Source organism: Streptomyces sp. NPDC001507 (assembly GCF_042894765.1).
In the GTDB taxonomy this organism is placed as follows: Bacteria; Actinomycetota; Actinomycetes; order Streptomycetales; family Streptomycetaceae; genus Streptomyces.
In genome coordinates this window covers 1,088,054-1,102,633 of sequence record NZ_JBIAVV010000001.1, presented here as the reverse complement: position 1 = coordinate 1,102,633, position 14,580 = coordinate 1,088,054, and the positions used below count along the sequence as shown (strand labels likewise).

At 72.1% G+C, this 14,580-nt stretch carries 11 protein-coding genes; 6 read left to right on the top strand and 5 right to left on the bottom strand.

Annotated elements, in window-relative coordinates:
- Positions 1–159 precede the first annotated feature (159 nt).
- Positions 160–2,313, top strand: coding sequence for a SpoIIE family protein phosphatase (locus ACFY0K_RS04955; RefSeq protein WP_390638625.1), 2,154 nt, complete (start codon positions 160–162; stop codon positions 2,311–2,313).
- Between the two features lie 33 nt (positions 2,314–2,346).
- Here the strand turns inward: ACFY0K_RS04955 and ACFY0K_RS04950 are convergent, their stop codons facing one another.
- Positions 2,347–3,531, bottom strand: a complete 1,185-nt coding sequence (locus tag ACFY0K_RS04950; protein ID WP_390638624.1) for a type III polyketide synthase — start codon at positions 3,529–3,531, stop codon at positions 2,347–2,349.
- A 672-nt stretch (positions 3,532–4,203) separates the two neighbouring features.
- On the opposite strand from ACFY0K_RS04950, the gene ACFY0K_RS04945 reads away from it, so the two are divergent.
- The gene (locus tag ACFY0K_RS04945; RefSeq protein WP_390638623.1) at positions 4,204–4,641 is read left to right on the top strand and encodes a DUF485 domain-containing protein; all 438 of its coding nucleotides are present in this window, start codon (positions 4,204–4,206) and stop codon (positions 4,639–4,641) included.
- On the top strand, positions 4,638–6,254 hold the full coding sequence (locus ACFY0K_RS04940; RefSeq protein WP_390638622.1) for a cation acetate symporter: 1,617 nt from the start codon (positions 4,638–4,640) through the stop codon (positions 6,252–6,254). The genes ACFY0K_RS04945 and ACFY0K_RS04940 overlap by 4 nt, the downstream gene beginning before the upstream one ends.
- 156 nt (positions 6,255–6,410) lie before the next feature.
- Here the strand turns inward: ACFY0K_RS04940 and ACFY0K_RS04935 are convergent, their stop codons facing one another.
- Positions 6,411–6,617, bottom strand: coding sequence for a hypothetical protein (locus tag ACFY0K_RS04935; RefSeq protein ID WP_351959748.1), 207 nt, complete (start codon positions 6,615–6,617; stop codon positions 6,411–6,413).
- A 318-nt stretch (positions 6,618–6,935) separates the two neighbouring features.
- On the opposite strand from ACFY0K_RS04935, the gene ACFY0K_RS04930 reads away from it, so the two are divergent.
- Both ACFY0K_RS04930 and ACFY0K_RS04925 read left to right on the top strand, forming a co-directional pair.
- A complete protein-coding gene (locus tag ACFY0K_RS04930) occupies positions 6,936–8,456 on the top strand; it encodes a catalase (protein ID WP_390638621.1) in 1,521 nt (506 codons plus the stop codon).
- Between the two features lie 735 nt (positions 8,457–9,191).
- Positions 9,192–11,006, top strand: coding sequence for an arabinofuranosidase catalytic domain-containing protein (locus ACFY0K_RS04925; RefSeq protein ID WP_390638620.1), 1,815 nt, complete (start codon positions 9,192–9,194; stop codon positions 11,004–11,006).
- Between the two features lie 141 nt (positions 11,007–11,147).
- Here ACFY0K_RS04925 and ACFY0K_RS04920 read toward each other — a convergent pair whose 3' ends face one another.
- Both ACFY0K_RS04920 and ACFY0K_RS04915 read right to left on the bottom strand, forming a co-directional pair.
- A complete protein-coding gene (locus ACFY0K_RS04920; protein ID WP_390638619.1) occupies positions 11,148–11,891 on the bottom strand; it encodes a hypothetical protein in 744 nt (247 codons plus the stop codon).
- A 234-nt stretch (positions 11,892–12,125) separates the two neighbouring features.
- Positions 12,126–12,650 carry a MarR family winged helix-turn-helix transcriptional regulator gene (locus tag ACFY0K_RS04915; RefSeq protein ID WP_390638618.1) on the bottom strand — a complete coding sequence of 175 codons (525 nt, stop codon included), beginning with the start codon at positions 12,648–12,650 and terminating at the stop codon, positions 12,126–12,128.
- A 39-nt stretch (positions 12,651–12,689) separates the two neighbouring features.
- Here ACFY0K_RS04915 and ACFY0K_RS04910 point away from each other — a divergent pair, with 39 nt between their 5' ends.
- Positions 12,690–13,613 (top strand): EamA family transporter, encoded by a 924-nt coding sequence (locus ACFY0K_RS04910; protein ID WP_390638617.1) that lies wholly within the window; start codon positions 12,690–12,692, stop codon positions 13,611–13,613.
- Here ACFY0K_RS04910 and ACFY0K_RS04905 read toward each other — a convergent pair.
- Positions 13,584–14,525, bottom strand: a complete 942-nt coding sequence (locus tag ACFY0K_RS04905) for an Ig-like domain-containing protein (RefSeq protein ID WP_390638850.1) — start codon at positions 14,523–14,525, stop codon at positions 13,584–13,586. The two genes, ACFY0K_RS04910 and ACFY0K_RS04905, sit on opposite strands and share 30 nt — an antisense overlap.
- Between the last annotated feature and the right edge of the window lie 55 nt (positions 14,526–14,580).

Here is a 14,580-nt window from a genome sequence, read left to right as displayed (position 1 = left end):
CGTTACCCGCGGCTTGTGTTGTTTTGATCACTTTTATGCCTTCGGTGAGCAGGGTATTTGTGTTACCCATGAGATGTGCGGGAGAGGTTCTCGCGGCCTGCCCGCATGGACTCGGGAAGATCTGCCGGTACGCCGGAGTCAGCGAGCTGTGTGAGCTGCATGGACCCCACGCCCTCCTCTGCTTCGCCGTTCGACACGGTCAGCGGCGCCCTGGGGGATTACATCTCGAAGGGCGGAGCGAAGGCGGTGGACGAGGAGCGCGCCCTGGGGGCCGACGGCCAGACCGACGGCGAGACCGACGGCGGGGAACGGATCCTCGGGGTGGTCGCTCTCGGGCGGGATCTGCGGATCAGCGGTTCCAACCTGGACGCCGCCCCGTTCGCGGGGGTGAGCACCGCGCCGGGGGCCGCCTTCACCGATCTGCTGCCGCCCGAGGACGTACCGACGGTCACGAAACGGCTGCTGCGCGTCCTCGAGACGCGAGAGCCGCATGTCGCCCGGGTGCAGCGCCTGCGGCGGGCCGACGGGTCGGAGCTGGTGGTCTCGATGAGCATCCTGCCGGCCGCACCGCCGCAGGACGGCCTGACGGTCTCGCTGATCGCCATGGCCAAGCGGCTGCACCTGTACGCCTCTGCGACCGCGATCGGCACGTCCCTGGACATCGGCGAGACCGCGCAGTCCCTGGCCCAGTCCCTGCTGGCCTGGGGGGACGTGGCCGCCGTCAACCTCGACTACGCCGTGTGGACCGGCGAGGCGGTGACCGAGCAGGCGCAGGAGCGCATCCGGCTGCGGCGGGCGGCCCTGGTGCCGGACCGGGCCTGGCCCGAGGGATACCTGACACCCGGGGACAACCTCCCCCGTGAGGCGAGCCGACTGCTGGCCGGTGCGGTCATGCGCGACGACGTTCCGCAGGCCGTCGTCATCCCGGACCGTGCGGCGATCGAGCGGGCGCTGGACGATCCGAAGCTGGTGCGCGCCCTGGTGCCCGGGAACCGGCCGGTGAGCGTCGCCTGCATCCCGCTGGTCGTGGACGGACCGGAGGGCACACCGGGGCCCGTCGTGCTGGGCGTGACGGAGGTCTGGCGGCGGCCGGAGTGCCCCTTCAACGGCGCCGAACTGCTCGACCTGCAGGAACTCGTGGCGAAGACCGCCCGGCACGTGGACCTGGCCCGCCAGCACCAGCGTGAGCACGCCCAGGTACTGGCGTTGCAGCGCCGGCTGCTGCCGCGGGCGGGCAGCGACACCATCCAGGTCGCCAGCGTCTACGAGCCCACCACCCCGGACAGCGCGGGCGTCGGCGGTGACTGGGTGAACAGCTTTCCGCTGCCGGGTGACCGGACCGCACTGGTGGTCGGAGACGTCGTGGGGCACGGCCTGGGGGCCGCGGCGGCCATGGGCCAGCTGAGCATGGAGGCGAGGGCGCTGCTGTCGGCGGGGCTGGGCCCCGGGGAGGTGCTCGAGCGCCTGGACGAGACCGTCACCATGCTGGACGACACCGACGCGGGCCTCGCGGCCGGATACAGCGCGCTGGGCTCGACGTGCTGCATCGCGGTCTACGATCCGGTCGACCACCGGGTGCTGGTCTCCAACGCCGGCCACCTGCCCCCGGTCCTCGTGCTTCCCGACGGCTCCGCCAGGACCCTCGCGGCACAGCCGCACCCGGCCCTCGGCGCGGAGTTCGTCGTACGGGAGCCGTTCGAGGTGCACGAGTTCGCCGCGCCGCCCGGCGCGCTTCTGGTCCTCTACACCGACGGCCTGGTGGAGGATCCGGCGGCCTCGATCGACGACGGCATCGGCAGGCTGACGGACGTGGTGCGCGAGGTGCATCCCTGGGACGACCTGCAGCAGGCGGCGCGCCGCGTGGTCGCCCGGCTGGGCCCGCCGGAGCCGCTGCGCGACGACGTCACACTGCTGCTGGCCCGGATGGCCGGGCGGCGCGGCCGGGACAGCGCCACCTGGCGGCTGCCCGCCCGTGACGACACCGCCGCCCGCGCCCGCACCCTGGCCGCTCCCCTGCTGCGGCGTTGGCACCTGGGTGAACAGGCCCGGGACGGCGCCCTGCTGGTGCTGAGCGAACTGGTCACCAACGCCGTGCGGTTCGGCGCCGGGCCCGTCTCGGTCCGGCTGGTGCGGGCCGGATCCCGGCTGACCTGCGAGGTCGGCGACAGCGGCAACGGCCGGCCGCGGCTGCGCCGCGGTGACCTGCTCGACGACGGCGGGCGGGGTCTGCACGTCGTCCACAAGCTGACCACGCGCTGGGGCGTGCGGTGGACCGACACCGGCAAGGCCGTGTGGGCGGAACTCGAGGGGTAGCGCCGTGCCGCGACGAGGGCGCCGGGCTTCCCGCTACAGCCACTCGCCTTCCAGTGCCGTGGCCGTCAGCCCGGGCGCGGCCGCGTACAGCACCGTACGGCTGCCCGGCTTCTGTCCCGCGTCGTGCGCGCGGCGCAGGATGTCGAGTACGGCGGCGCCGCCGCGGTTGCCCGAGGTGTAGCTGTCCCGGCTGTAGGCCAGCAGCCCCTCCGGCCAGCTGTCGGGCATCGTCTGTTCCATGTACTCCAGCACCCGCGTCCCGCCGGGATGTGCGAGCAGCAGATCGGGATGCCAGGAGTGCCCGTCGTCCTGGTGGCGTGCGCGCAGCCACTCCCACATCGCGGCCACCGTCTGCTGGACCGCGCGCGGCCCGCGGCGGTCCATCACGAAGTGGGTGCCGTCCTCCCGGGTCTCCAGCCGGTGCAGGTCGGTGGTGCCGGGCAGGGTGTGGTGCCAGGTCGCGTCCAGGCGCAGCACCGACTCCGGCCGGGGGCGGCCGGTGACCGCCACGGCGACGGCGGTGTCCGCGAACAGGAGCCGCACGATCAGCGACTCCAGCGTGTCGTCGGCGGGCTGGTAGGTGGTGCTCAGCGCCTCCGATATCACGACCAGCACCACCCGGTCGGGGTCCGCGGCGACCAGGTCGGCCGCCAGTGCCAGCGACCGGGTGCCGGCGATGCAGGCCCACTGGGTGGCCGGCAGCAGCAGTACGTCGTCGCGCAGTTCGAGGCGGTTGAGGAGGGCGAGGTCAAGTCCCGGCAGGGCCGGGGTGGTGGAGTGGCTGGTGATCAGGCAGTCGACGTCGGCGGTGTCCAGTCCGGCGGCCCGGAGCGCGTCACGGGCCGCGCGTTCTCCGTACGTCTGCACGGCCGCCCAGGCCGGCGCGGTGCGCTCCTGGACGGTCTGCGGGGCCGGTATCGCCTCCAGCGCGGCGATCGCGCGGTTCACCTCGTGCTCGGTGAACCCGCTGCCGGCCAGTGCCGTACGGGCCTGTTCTGCACCGGGAGTTCGCAGGCCCGGCCCGCTGCCGGGGGCCGTGGCCGTCTCCAGCGGCAGCATCCATCCGCGGGAGTCGATCCCCGTGCTCGCGGCGATGCCGTCGATCCGGGAGAGCCACGGCGCCTGCGGATGCCGACCGCGCACCTCCGCGAGGATCTCGCCGGTCTTCACGTCATGTTCGCCTTGTACTACGGCTGGAGGAGTCAGATAGGCACCCATAGCACGCATCTTTCACAGAAAGTCGATAAATGAGTGAAGTGTCCGAATCGCCCCTGATTGCAGGGCTTGAGGCTCAAGACACTGCCATTGCAATGTACTTCGCATTCGGCAACCTCCCGCGGCCCCATCTCCCGTCAATGCCACGAAAGTTCCTTCCGACGGCTGCCCGGCAGGCACCCGGGGCCACACCGAAGAGATCGTTGCGGAGCAAATTCCGTACGCCTTGCGGAAGTTGAAGCACGTACGGATCGGGCCGCCGGACGAGACCCACGCCACCCATGAGGTGCGTCACAGCCGCGCCCCGCACGGGTCGGCCAACCGCCGCGCGGCCCGGGGGCTCATGAGGTGTGCGACGGCGCACTTCGGGAAACAATCGCGCCACCGCGCGCTCCGCCCATGCTTCATCACCTGCTGGCAGAGATCCCGACGTCAGCCCCACGCGCCACGGGCCGCCCCCATCGACTCCGGCCGCACCCCTGGCGGACGGCGCCCACGCCGGAGACCATGGCGCTTCGCCCACCCGACCGCTCCCCCAGGAGACGACGTCCCGGACGACCGGCACACACGGCTTCCCACCAGCTCCCGGCCGTACGGCGTGCGGCCGGCCGAACCGCCCTCCCTGCTCGCGACCCGTCACGACCGGCCCCGGTTCCCCACCGAGGAGTTGCCGAAATGTCCTATGATGTGCCTGATTTACCCTCGGGTCGCTCCCCTTACGGCCACCCGTCCCCGTACGACCGCCCGTCCCCGGCCTGGTCGACCGGCGAGGAGGCGTACGGCACCCCTGCGGCGAACCCCCGCTCCGGTGCCCACCGCACCCTGCGCCTGCTGCGGCGGGCGTACCGCTGGCAGCGGCGGGTGGCGACCATCACCGCGCTCGGCTACTTCGTCGCCTTCCTCACCCTGACCGTCAAGGCGCCTGCCCTGATGACCCGTCCGGGTCCCGGCGGCCTGCCCACCGGACTGGTCCTGGCCCTCGTCCAGATTCCGGTGACCTGGCTGGCGGTCCTTCTCCACGAGGCCGCCGCGCACCGTTTCGTGGATCCCCTGGCGCGGCGCGCCCGCCGCCAGACGGGCGTGGCCGTCACGGACCGGGAGCAGGCGCCGTGACCGGGTTGGGCGGCTCCGCACAGTCCTGGTCCCTCGTCGCGTTCTGCGCCGTCGTCGCCCTCACCCTGTTGCTGTGCGTGCTCACCGGCCCGGAGGCGGACGACCTCGCCGAGTTCTACACCGGCTACCGGTCCCTGTCGCCGTTGCGCAACGGGCTGGCCGTCGCCGGTGACTACATCTCCGCCGCCACCGTCCTCACCATCGGGGGGATCATCGCCCTGTGCGGCTACGACGGCATCGTCCTCGCCCTCAGTGCCCTGCTGTCGCTGCTGTTGCTGATGTTCCTGCTGGCCGAACCCCTGCACAACACCGGGCGCTACACCATGGGCGACGCGCTGGCCCGTCGCCACCCTGCCCGGTCGGTGCGTGTCACGGCCTGCCTGGTCACCCTCGCCGCCCTGGTGCCGATGATGGTCGTCCAGCTCGCCGGGGTCGGTGAACTCCTCGCGTACGTCCTCGGGTTCACCGACTCAGGCATGCAGAACGGGTGCGTGGCCGGGGCCGGGGTCCTCATGATCAGTTACGCGGCGCTCGGCGGGATGCCCGGCACCGCGCTGGTCCAGATCATCAAGACGGTGGCGCTGCTCGGCTCGGGGCTGGTCGTGAGCGTGCTGATCCTGCGCGCGTTCGACTGGCAGCCCCAGGCGCTGTTCCACGCGGCGGCCGCGCGCAGCGGAGCGGGGGACGCCTATCTGACCTGGGGTCTGCAGTACTCCAGCAGCCCGCATCCCGCGCTGGACATGGCCAGTACCCAAGGCGCCATCGTGCTGGGCGGCGCCTCCCTGCCGCACGTCACCATGCGCATGTACACGGCGGGCACGCCACGCCAGGTCCGCCGGGCGATGTCCTGGGCGGTCTCCTCGGTGACCCTCTTCATCCTGATGCTCACCCTGATCTGCACCGGCGCGACCGCGCTCCTCGGTCACGACCGCATCGCCGCCGCCGACGCGCACGGCACGACCGCCTACCTGCTGGGTGCCCGCGCCGCGTTCGGAACCGGCCTGTCCCGGCCGGAGAGCCTGCTCTTCGCCACCGTCACCACCGCCGTCTTCCTCACCCTGCTCGCCTCCGTCGCGAGCATGACACTGGCCTGCGCCAACACCCTCGCCCACGACCTGACGGCGTCCCGCGCCACTTCCCCGGCACCGGCCCGGGAGCTCGCCCTCGCCCGGTGCTGCGCCCTCGCCGTGGGCGTCCCCACCATCGTGCTGGCCGTCCTCGCCCAGCACCGCAGCCTTCAGCCGCTGGCGACCGTCTCCTTCACCCTCGGCGCCTCCGCCATCGCCCCCGCACTCCTCTACACCCTCTTCTGGCGCCGCTACACGCGCACCGCGCTCCTCGCCACCCTCATCGTGGGCTCACTGACCGTGCTCGCCCTGGCCCCCGGCACCACCCTGGTGTCCGGAACGCCACTGTCCGCGTTCCCGGACGCCGACTTCGCCTGGTTCCCCTACAACACGCCCGCGCTCCTCTCGGTGCCCGCGGGCTTCCTCACCGGCTGGCTCACCACCGTCCTGGCGGGCCGGAGGTCCGCCGACCGTGAACGCAGCCGCTACGAGTCCCACGAGCGCCACCTGCTGACCGGCGCGCCCCCGGACCCCTCGCCCCGGTAGGAGCGGTCCGGCACGGCGGTACGGGCGGGACAGGTAGCCCCCGACGACGGGTCGTCCCCGACCGACGGGTAACCGCCCGACCCGGGCCGCGGGGAACGGACCGGGCCGGGGTCGGACGGACCCGTGCGACGGACGGACCCGACGGCCGGCCCCGCTCTACTTTGCCGGGGGCCGGTCCTGCATGCCGGTCGCCATGGACGAGGCAGCCGCGTTGAGACCCGCCACCGCGGCCTTGGGCAGCGCCCCCGCGACCTTGGTGGCGAGGTCGCGGGAGGGGCCGGGGGCGGTTCCGTCCGCGTGGGCCGGGGCGGCAAGAGCCACGCCCGTCAGGGCGAGCGCGGCGGCAGTGATGATCCTCTTCATGCCCTGAGGAACGACCGTCCCCGCCCCGGGGACACGACCGGCGGCCGCTCCAGCCGAGAAATGTCCCAGGCCCCCGAGTGGCGGCACAGGCCCGGTGGGACCAGGCTGGATGCCGGAGAACCGGGCCGGGCCGCCGTCGCCACACGGCCCGGGCAACGGTGCGGGCGCTCGGTGTTTGCCTCGCTCGTGCCGGGTCACCCGCCACTGCGGGGCGCGGCCGCGGGTGTGCCGACCGGCCGTCGGCCCCCCGGACACCGCAAGGACCCCAGTATCCGCAGGGACCGGCACCCACTGCTCCGCGCGGAGAAAGGCAGAGTCATGACGCAGAAGCCACCCCTCACCACGACCGACTCCGGTGCCCCCGTCGAGAGCGACGAGCACTCGCTGACCGTGGGGCCCGGGGGACCGGTCCTGCTGCAGGACGCCTATCTGATCGAGCAGATGGCGCAGTTCAACCGGGAGCGGATCCCCGAGCGCCAGCCGCACGCCAAGGGGAGCGGCGCGTTCGGTCACTTCGAGGTGACCGAGGACGTCAGCGCCTACACCATGGCCGGCCTCTTCCAGCCCGGCACCCGCACCGACCTGGTCATCCGCTTCTCGACGGTCGCCGGTGAGCGGGGCAGCCCGGACACCTGGCGCGACCCCCGCGGCTTCGCGATCAAGTTCTACACCAGCCAGGGCAACTACGACATGGTCGGCAACAACACGCCGGTGTTCTTCGTGAAGGACCCGATGAAGTTCCAGCACTTCATCCGGTCCCAGAAGCGCCGGGCGGACAACAACCTGCGCGACCACGACATGCAGTGGGACTTCTGGACGCTCTCCCCGGAGTCCGCCCACCAGGTGACCTGGCTGATGGGCGACCGCGGCATCCCCCGGACCTGGCGCCACATGAACGGCTACACCTCGCACACGTACATGTGGATCAACGCCAAGGGCGAGCGGTTCTGGGTGAAGTACCACTTCAAGACCGACCAGGGCATCGAGTTCTTCACCCAGCACGAGGCGGACCAGATGGCCGCCGTCGACACGGACTACCACATGCGCGACCTGTTCGAGCACATCCGCGACGGCCAGTTCCCCAGCTGGACCCTGTACGTGCAGCTCATGCCGTACGCGGACGCCGCGGGATACCGCTTCAACCCGTTCGACCTCACCAAGGTGTGGCCGCACGGTGACTATCCGCTCGTCCCGGTCGGACGGATGACCCTGGACCGCAATCCGACCGACAACCACGCCGAGATCGAGCAGGCCGCGTTCCAGCCGAACAACTTCGTTCCCGGGATCGGGCCCAGCCCGGACCGCATGCTGCTGGCCCGGCTGTTCTCCTACGCGGACGCCCACCGGCACCGGATCGGCGCCAACTACCAGCAGCTCCCGGTGAACGCTCCCGTCGTCGACGTCCACACGTACTCCAAGGACGGGGCGATGGCCTACCGGAAGACGTCCGACCCGGTGTACGCCCCGAACTCCAAGGGTGGCCCCGTCGCCGACCCCGCCCGCTTCGGGCCGCCGCCCACCTGGGAGGCGGACGGCGAGATCGTCCGCGCCGCGTACGTCTCGCACCCCGAGGACGACGACTGGGGCCAGCCCGGCACCATGGTCCGGGAGGTGCTGGACGACGCCGCCCGCGACCGTCTGGTGGACAACGTCGTGGGGCATCTGCTCAACGGCGTGAGCGAGCCGGTCCTCCAGCGCGCGTTCACGTACTGGTCGAACATCGACGAGACGATCGGCAAGCGCATCGCCGACGGCGTCCGCGCCAAGGGCGACGAGAAGGATCCCAAGGCGGCCGAGCAGGGCAATCCCGCACGAAGCTCCATGCAGGCCAAGGCCTGACCCCGTCCGCGCACAGCGGACGCCGAACGGGAAGGGTGCCGTGCGAGCCGTGGGCTCGACCGGCACCCTTCGCGCGGATGCCGAGGGGCTCGGTGCGCGGGTGGTGGGCCGCCCGGTCCCGACGCGCTCAAGACCGTGCGGCTGCGCGGACCGTCAGCAGACCGACCGCGCCGGCCTGGTGGCGAGGAGCAGTAGGCCGAGGACGGGTGGCCAGGTGCCGTGCATCCTGATAGCTGGAAGGACGGCACCGCGAGCAGGATCATGGCGGCCGCGGAGACCCCGTGGACGGGACGCCGACCGACCCGGTCGCCGAGCGGACCGAAGAAGAGTCCGCCGAGGGGCCGTACGACGAAGGCTGCCGCGGAGGTGGCGAACGTCCCCGTTCCACCGCCAGAGGGTTCCACCGGCGGAGGTTCGCCGGAGCGAACTCCGCGGCGGATGCGAACATCCCGCACCACAACCTGCTGCCCCGGAACGGCGATTCCCCACGCGTGGTCTGTGCTCCTGCAACCGCCGCCACCCGCCGGGCCTGGTCTGAACCAAAATAAGGAAACAAATATTGACGGACTCGAACAGCGTGCGTAAGTTCCGGGCCGAGCCGATCTGAGAGCTGTGCCGCCGCACCTCGGTGCGGCCTCCCCCCGTTCCAGCTTCGAAGGGACGCGCATGCCTGGATCTTCGTCCGTCCACAATGTCATGAACTCGTCACGATTCTGCTTACGGAGGCCGCGGGCTGTGGCCGTACTGGCCTCCCTCGGTCTCGCGCTCGGGCTGCTGCTCGGGTTCCCGGCCGCCTCGCAGGCCGCGGGCTCGCTGCCCTGCGACATCTACGCCGCGGCGGGTACCCCGTGCGTGGCCGCGCACAGCGTCACCCGCGCGCTGTTCTCCTCCTACGCCGGCCCGCTGTACCAGGTGACCCGCGTCTCGGACGGGGCCACCGCCGACATCGGGCTGCTCACCCAGGGCGGGTACGCCGACGCGGCCACCCAGGACGCCTTCTGCGCCGCGGACGGCGGCTGCCGGATCACGAAGATCTACGACCAGAGCGGCCGGCACAACGACCTCACGCCCGGGCCCGCCGGCACCGCCGGCATGGGTGCCGACCGGGGTGCCGACGCGTCCGAGATCGCCGTCACCGCGGGGGGCCACAAGGTCTACGGCCTCTGGATCTCGCCCGGGGTCGGCTACCGCTACACCGGGGTTGCGTCGGGTGTCGCCGTAGGCGGACAGCCCGAGGGCGCCTACATGGTGGCCAGCGGTACCCATGTCGGATCCGCCTGCTGCTTCGACTACGGCAACGCCGAACGCACCCCCGCCGACACCGGCAACGGCCACATGGACGCCGTGTCCATCGCCACCACCTGCTACTTCGCGCCGTGCACCGGGAACGGCCCGTGGGTGGAGGCCGACCTGGAGAACGGCATGTTCCAGGGCGACAACGGCTCCAACACGGCGAACCGGGGCAACGGCTCCACTTTCGTCACCGCCGTCCTGAAGAACAACGGGCGGACCCGGTACGCGCTCAAGGGCGGTGACTCCCGGTCCGGCGGGCTCTCCACGTGGTGGGACGGGGCGCTGCCGACCCGGGGCGGCTATCAGCCCATGCAGCAGGAGGGCGGCATCATCCTGGGCATCGGGGGCGACAACAGCAACTGGAACCGCGGAACCTTCTTCGAGGGCGTCATGGTCTCCGGCTATCCCACCGACGCCGCCGAGAACGCCGTGCAGGCGAACATCGTCTCCGTCGGCTACAACGGCGCGACGGACGTGCCGAACGGCCCGCAGGGGACGGTCACCGGACCGGGCGGCACGTGCGTGGACGTCGCCGCCGACGACACCGGCGCGAACGGGGCCGCCGTCCAGCTGTGGGACTGCCAGACGTACGCCGAGGACCAGCACTGGACGCACAACCCCGACGGTTCGCTGTCCACCCTCGGGCGGTGCCTCGACATCGTGGGCAACGGCACGGACGCCGGGGCGAAGCTGGAGCTGTGGGACTGCAACGGGGTCGGCGGCCAGAAATGGGTCCAGCAGGCCGACGGCTCCCTCCTCAACCCCCAGTCCGGACGCTGCCTCGACTCCCCCAGCGGCGCCACCGCCAACGGCACCCGCCTGCAGATCTGGGACTGCAACGGCGCCGCCGCGCAGAAGTTCTCGGTGAACGGCGGCGGGCCGGTCAAGGGCCCGGGCGGCACGTGCGTGGACGTCGCCGCCGACGACACCGGCACGAACGGGGCCGCCGTCCAGCTGTGGGGCTGCCAGTCGTACGCGATCGACCAGCACTGGTACCACGGCGCGGACAACTCCCTCGCCACGCTCGGGCGTTGCCTGGACATCGTGGGCAACGGCACCGCGAACGGCACCAAGGTCGAGCTGTGGGACTGCAACGGGGTCGGCGGCCAGAAATGGGTCCAGCAGGCCGACGGCTCCCTCCTCAACCCCCAGTCCGGACGCTGCCTCGACTCCCCCAGCGGCGCCACCGCCAACGGCACCCGCCTGCAGATCTGGGACTGCAACGGGTCCGGCGCACAGGCCTTCGGCCTGACCTGAGCGCCGCTCCGGGCGCGCCCTGCCGACGGCGGGGCGCGCCCGGACGTGCCCGAGCCGTCGGGAACGCCCGGCGTACCGGCGCGGAGTCACTGCTCGGGCACCGGGCCGCCGTACGCGCCCCAGGACACGAGTGAGCGTGCGTCAGCGGCGGCCGCCCGGCGGAGGGTCTGGCCGTACCGCTTCAGTCCCATGCGGCGTACGACCCTGTCCTCGCAGTCGCCGCGCAGTGCCGCCATCTCCGGTGTGCCGCGCTGCGGATGTCCGACCGTCTCCCAGAAACGGGCCGCCGCGCCGAAGGCGTACGCGGCCGCGGGTTCCTCCCCCGCGTCGGCCAGGGCGATGGCGAGGAGGTCCATCACCATGCCCGATCCCGAAGGCGTCCCCGATGTGCCGCTTGGCGTCGAGGGCGGCCCGCGCGTGCCGTACGGAGTCGTGCGGCCGGCCGGCGAGGAAGGCGATGAGGGCCACCGCCTCCGCGGCCGAGGCGAACGGCTCGATCTCGACGACCGCCTCGCCCCGTACCCGCAACGGCTCCCTGCTGGTGGCCAGGATGCGCAGGTTCGGGCAGGCCGTCAGGAGGTCGCCGGCCAGGTCGCGGCACTCGGCCGGCAGGTGCTCGCAGGAGTCGAGCACCAGGAGCGTGCTCCGGTCGCCGATCCAGGCGCACCCCGCGTCCGCGGGCAGCCGCGGGGTGTGGTCGGACAGGCCCAGCGCGTCGGCGACGGTGGCCGCCAGCAGGTGTGCGTTGCGCAGCGGGGACAGGTCGGCCCAGGCGACGTCCGTGCCCGTGCCGGCCGCCCTGCCCAGGGCCACGGCCCGCTGGGCGAGCCGGGTCTTGCCGGCCCCGCCCGCGCCGCTGAGGGTGACCAGCCTGCTGCCGCCCATCTCCGCGGCGATCCGGCCGAGTTCCGCCGCCCGGCCGACGAAGGAGGTTTCCGTGTCTCACATCATCCACACCATGCGCCCATCCTCCTGGCGGGCCGACGCGCGACGAGCCGATCGCGGCTTCGCCGCGTTCCCCGCTCCCCCGGCACCTTCTCTGGAACGAGCCCTGCCACGAGCGCGTGAGGTTCATCCCTCCGAGTGAACCGGTGAGCGTGGCCGCGTACCGGAGGCCGGTCATCCGCCGCCGGGGGTGTCCGGGTCCTCCATGCGGGCCAGCCAGGTGGTGAGCAGGGTTTCGAGCGACTCGGCCTCGGCGGGGGTCAGCAGGTCGACCAGGCGGCGTTCGTTGCGCATGTGGTCGGTGAAGGCACGGTCGACGAGTTCACGCCCCGGGGTGGTGAGGGCGACGATGCGGCCGCGCTGGTCGTCGTCGGAGCGGCGGCGGGTGACGAGTCCGGCCCGTTCGAGGCGGTCGATCCGTTTCGTCATCGCGCCGGTGGTGACCATGGTGTGCGCGGCGAGTTCGCCCGGCGCCCTCTCGTAGGGCTCCCCCTCACGGCGCAGGGCGCACAGGACGTCGAACTCCCCCTCGGTGAGGCCGTAGCGGCCGTAGACCAGGCAGAGTTCCTCGGTGAGCCGGCCGGCCAGACGGTGCAGCCTGCCGATCACCCCCTGCGGGCCGATGTCGACGTCGGGCCGCTCGCGGCGCCAGTCGGCCTGGATGCGGGCCACGCGGTCGATGGGTTCATCGTGCTTCATGTCTCCACAATACCTTCCCGGGAAGCTATATTAATTTCCATGGAAGCTAATTCGCGCTGGGTGGCGGTCACCGCGGTGGCGCCGGTGGCCTGGGGTGCCAACTACTACGTGACGCACGAGTTCCTGCCCGCCGACCGCCCGCTCTACGGGGCCGCCCTGCGGGCGCTGCCCGCAGGGCTCGTCCTGCTGGCGCTGCGCAGGCAGCGGCCGCCTGGTGCGTGGTGGTGGCGGTCGGCCGTGCTCGGGCTGCTCAACATGAGCGTGTTCTTCGTCCTCGTCTACACGGCCTCCCAGCTGCTTCCGACGAGCGTCGCCTCGACCGTCATGGCGGTGTCCCCGCTGACGATGATGCTCATGGCCTGGCCCCTGGTCTCCGAGCGGCCCCGGCCCGCCCAACTGGCCTGCGCGGTGCTCGGACTCGGCGGGGTCTGCCTCATGCTGCTCACGGGGGTGGAGGGCACGAGCGTGCCGGGAGTCCTGGCCTCGGCCGCAGCCATGCTGGTCTCGGCCTTCGGGCACGTCCTGACCAAGCGGTGGAGCGCCGGTACCGACGTGCTCGCCTCGACCGCCTGGCAGCTCACGGCCGGCGGCCTCTTCCTGCTCCCGGTCGCCGCGGCGGTGGAGGGTCCGCCGCCCGCGCTCTCCGCACCGGCGCTGCTCGCGTTCGGCTACGTCTCCCTGGTGGCCACCGCGCTGGCCTTCGTCGCCTGGTTCACCGGACTGCGGCATCTGTCGGCGGGAACGGTGGGGCTGATAGGTCTGCTCAACCCCGTCACGGGCGTCCTGCTCGGCACGGCGGTCGGCGGAGAGGTGCTGACCGGCCGGCAACTGTGCGGACTCGTGCTGGCCCTGGCCGGAGTCGTCCTGGGCCGGCGCAGGCGGGAGGGGCCGCCGCCGCTCCCGGAGGAGAACCGGCGACCCTCCCGCCGCGGGTCAGAGCGCCGTGGTCGTCTCCTGTCCTGACGCGCTGCCCGTGAGCCACTGGTCCCAGCTCAGGTTGAAGTCGGCGTAGCCGTTGTCGGCCGGGGCCTTGCCCCGGGGCGAGCCGGTGATGGTGACCGGGTCGCCCTGCTTGACCTGGCCGTAGAACCACTTGGCGTCGGACAGCGAGAGGTGGACGCAGCCGTGCGAACCGCGGGCGCTGCCGCTGCCCGGGTTGGGGTCGCCCGTCGAGTAGTGCACGTAGGTGCCCGACTGGGTGAGGTGGACGTCCCAGGGCAGCGTCAGGTCGTAGAAGTTGGGGCTGCCCTTGTCGCAGCTGATGCCGACACTGCAGGACGTCATGTGGACCTTCTCCTGCTTGTCGATCACGGCCATCGTGCCGTCCCACGTCGGGTACTGGGCGCTGCCCGCGTTGATCGACAGGGTGCGCACGGTCTGGCCGTTGCGGGTGACCTTCATGGTGTGGCCGGTCACCGAGACGTCCGCCCGCACGTCGTCGCCGATCGTGAAGGTGTGCGTGTAACCGTGCACGCCGTAGCGCCCGTTGCCGTTGCTGACGCCCGTCATGTCGGCGTCGATCTTCACCTTCGTGCCGGAGGGCCAGTAGGTCTTCGGCCGCCAGTCGGCGCGCCGGTCGCCCATCCAGTGCCAGGCCCCCACCACCGGCTGCGAGGTGCTGACCTTCAGGTGCTTCTCGACGTTCGCCCGCGCCTTGGCCGCCACCGGGTTCGTGAAGATCACCGAGATCGGCATGGCCACGCCGACCGTGGTGCCCGTCTGCGGGGTGATCGTGTCCAGCAGCATCGGCGGGCCCGCGGGCTTCGTGGGACTGGGCGAGGCGCTCGCGCTCGGCGTCCCGGACGCCTTCGCGTCGCCCCCGCTCGCCTTGTCGCTGCCGCCCCCGCCGCCGCAGGCGGTCACCCCCACCAGCATTGCGACCGTACCGACTGCGATGCCTATACCGCCCTTGCGCCGTCCCACGCCCTGC

Excerpts from the sequence above, each read along its gene's own strand:
- ACFY0K_RS04955 (WP_390638625.1), top strand. The coding sequence starts at position 160 with ATGGACCCCACGCCCTCCTCTGCTTCGCCGTTCGACACGGTCAGCGGC.
- ACFY0K_RS04950 (WP_390638624.1), bottom strand. The coding sequence starts at position 3,531 with ATGGGTGCCTATCTGACTCCTCCAGCCGTAGTACAAGGCGAACATGAC.
- ACFY0K_RS04945 (WP_390638623.1), top strand. The coding sequence starts at position 4,204 with ATGTCCTATGATGTGCCTGATTTACCCTCGGGTCGCTCCCCTTACGGC.
- ACFY0K_RS04935 (WP_351959748.1), bottom strand. The coding sequence starts at position 6,617 with ATGAAGAGGATCATCACTGCCGCCGCGCTCGCCCTGACGGGCGTGGCT.
- ACFY0K_RS04930 (WP_390638621.1), top strand. The coding sequence starts at position 6,936 with ATGACGCAGAAGCCACCCCTCACCACGACCGACTCCGGTGCCCCCGTC.
- ACFY0K_RS04920 (WP_390638619.1), bottom strand. The coding sequence starts at position 11,891 with ATGGGCGGCAGCAGGCTGGTCACCCTCAGCGGCGCGGGCGGGGCCGGC.
- ACFY0K_RS04915 (WP_390638618.1), bottom strand. The coding sequence starts at position 12,650 with ATGAAGCACGATGAACCCATCGACCGCGTGGCCCGCATCCAGGCCGAC.
- ACFY0K_RS04910 (WP_390638617.1), top strand. The coding sequence starts at position 12,690 with ATGGAAGCTAATTCGCGCTGGGTGGCGGTCACCGCGGTGGCGCCGGTG.
- ACFY0K_RS04905 (WP_390638850.1), bottom strand. The coding sequence starts at position 14,525 with ATGCTGGTGGGGGTGACCGCCTGCGGCGGCGGGGGCGGCAGCGACAAG.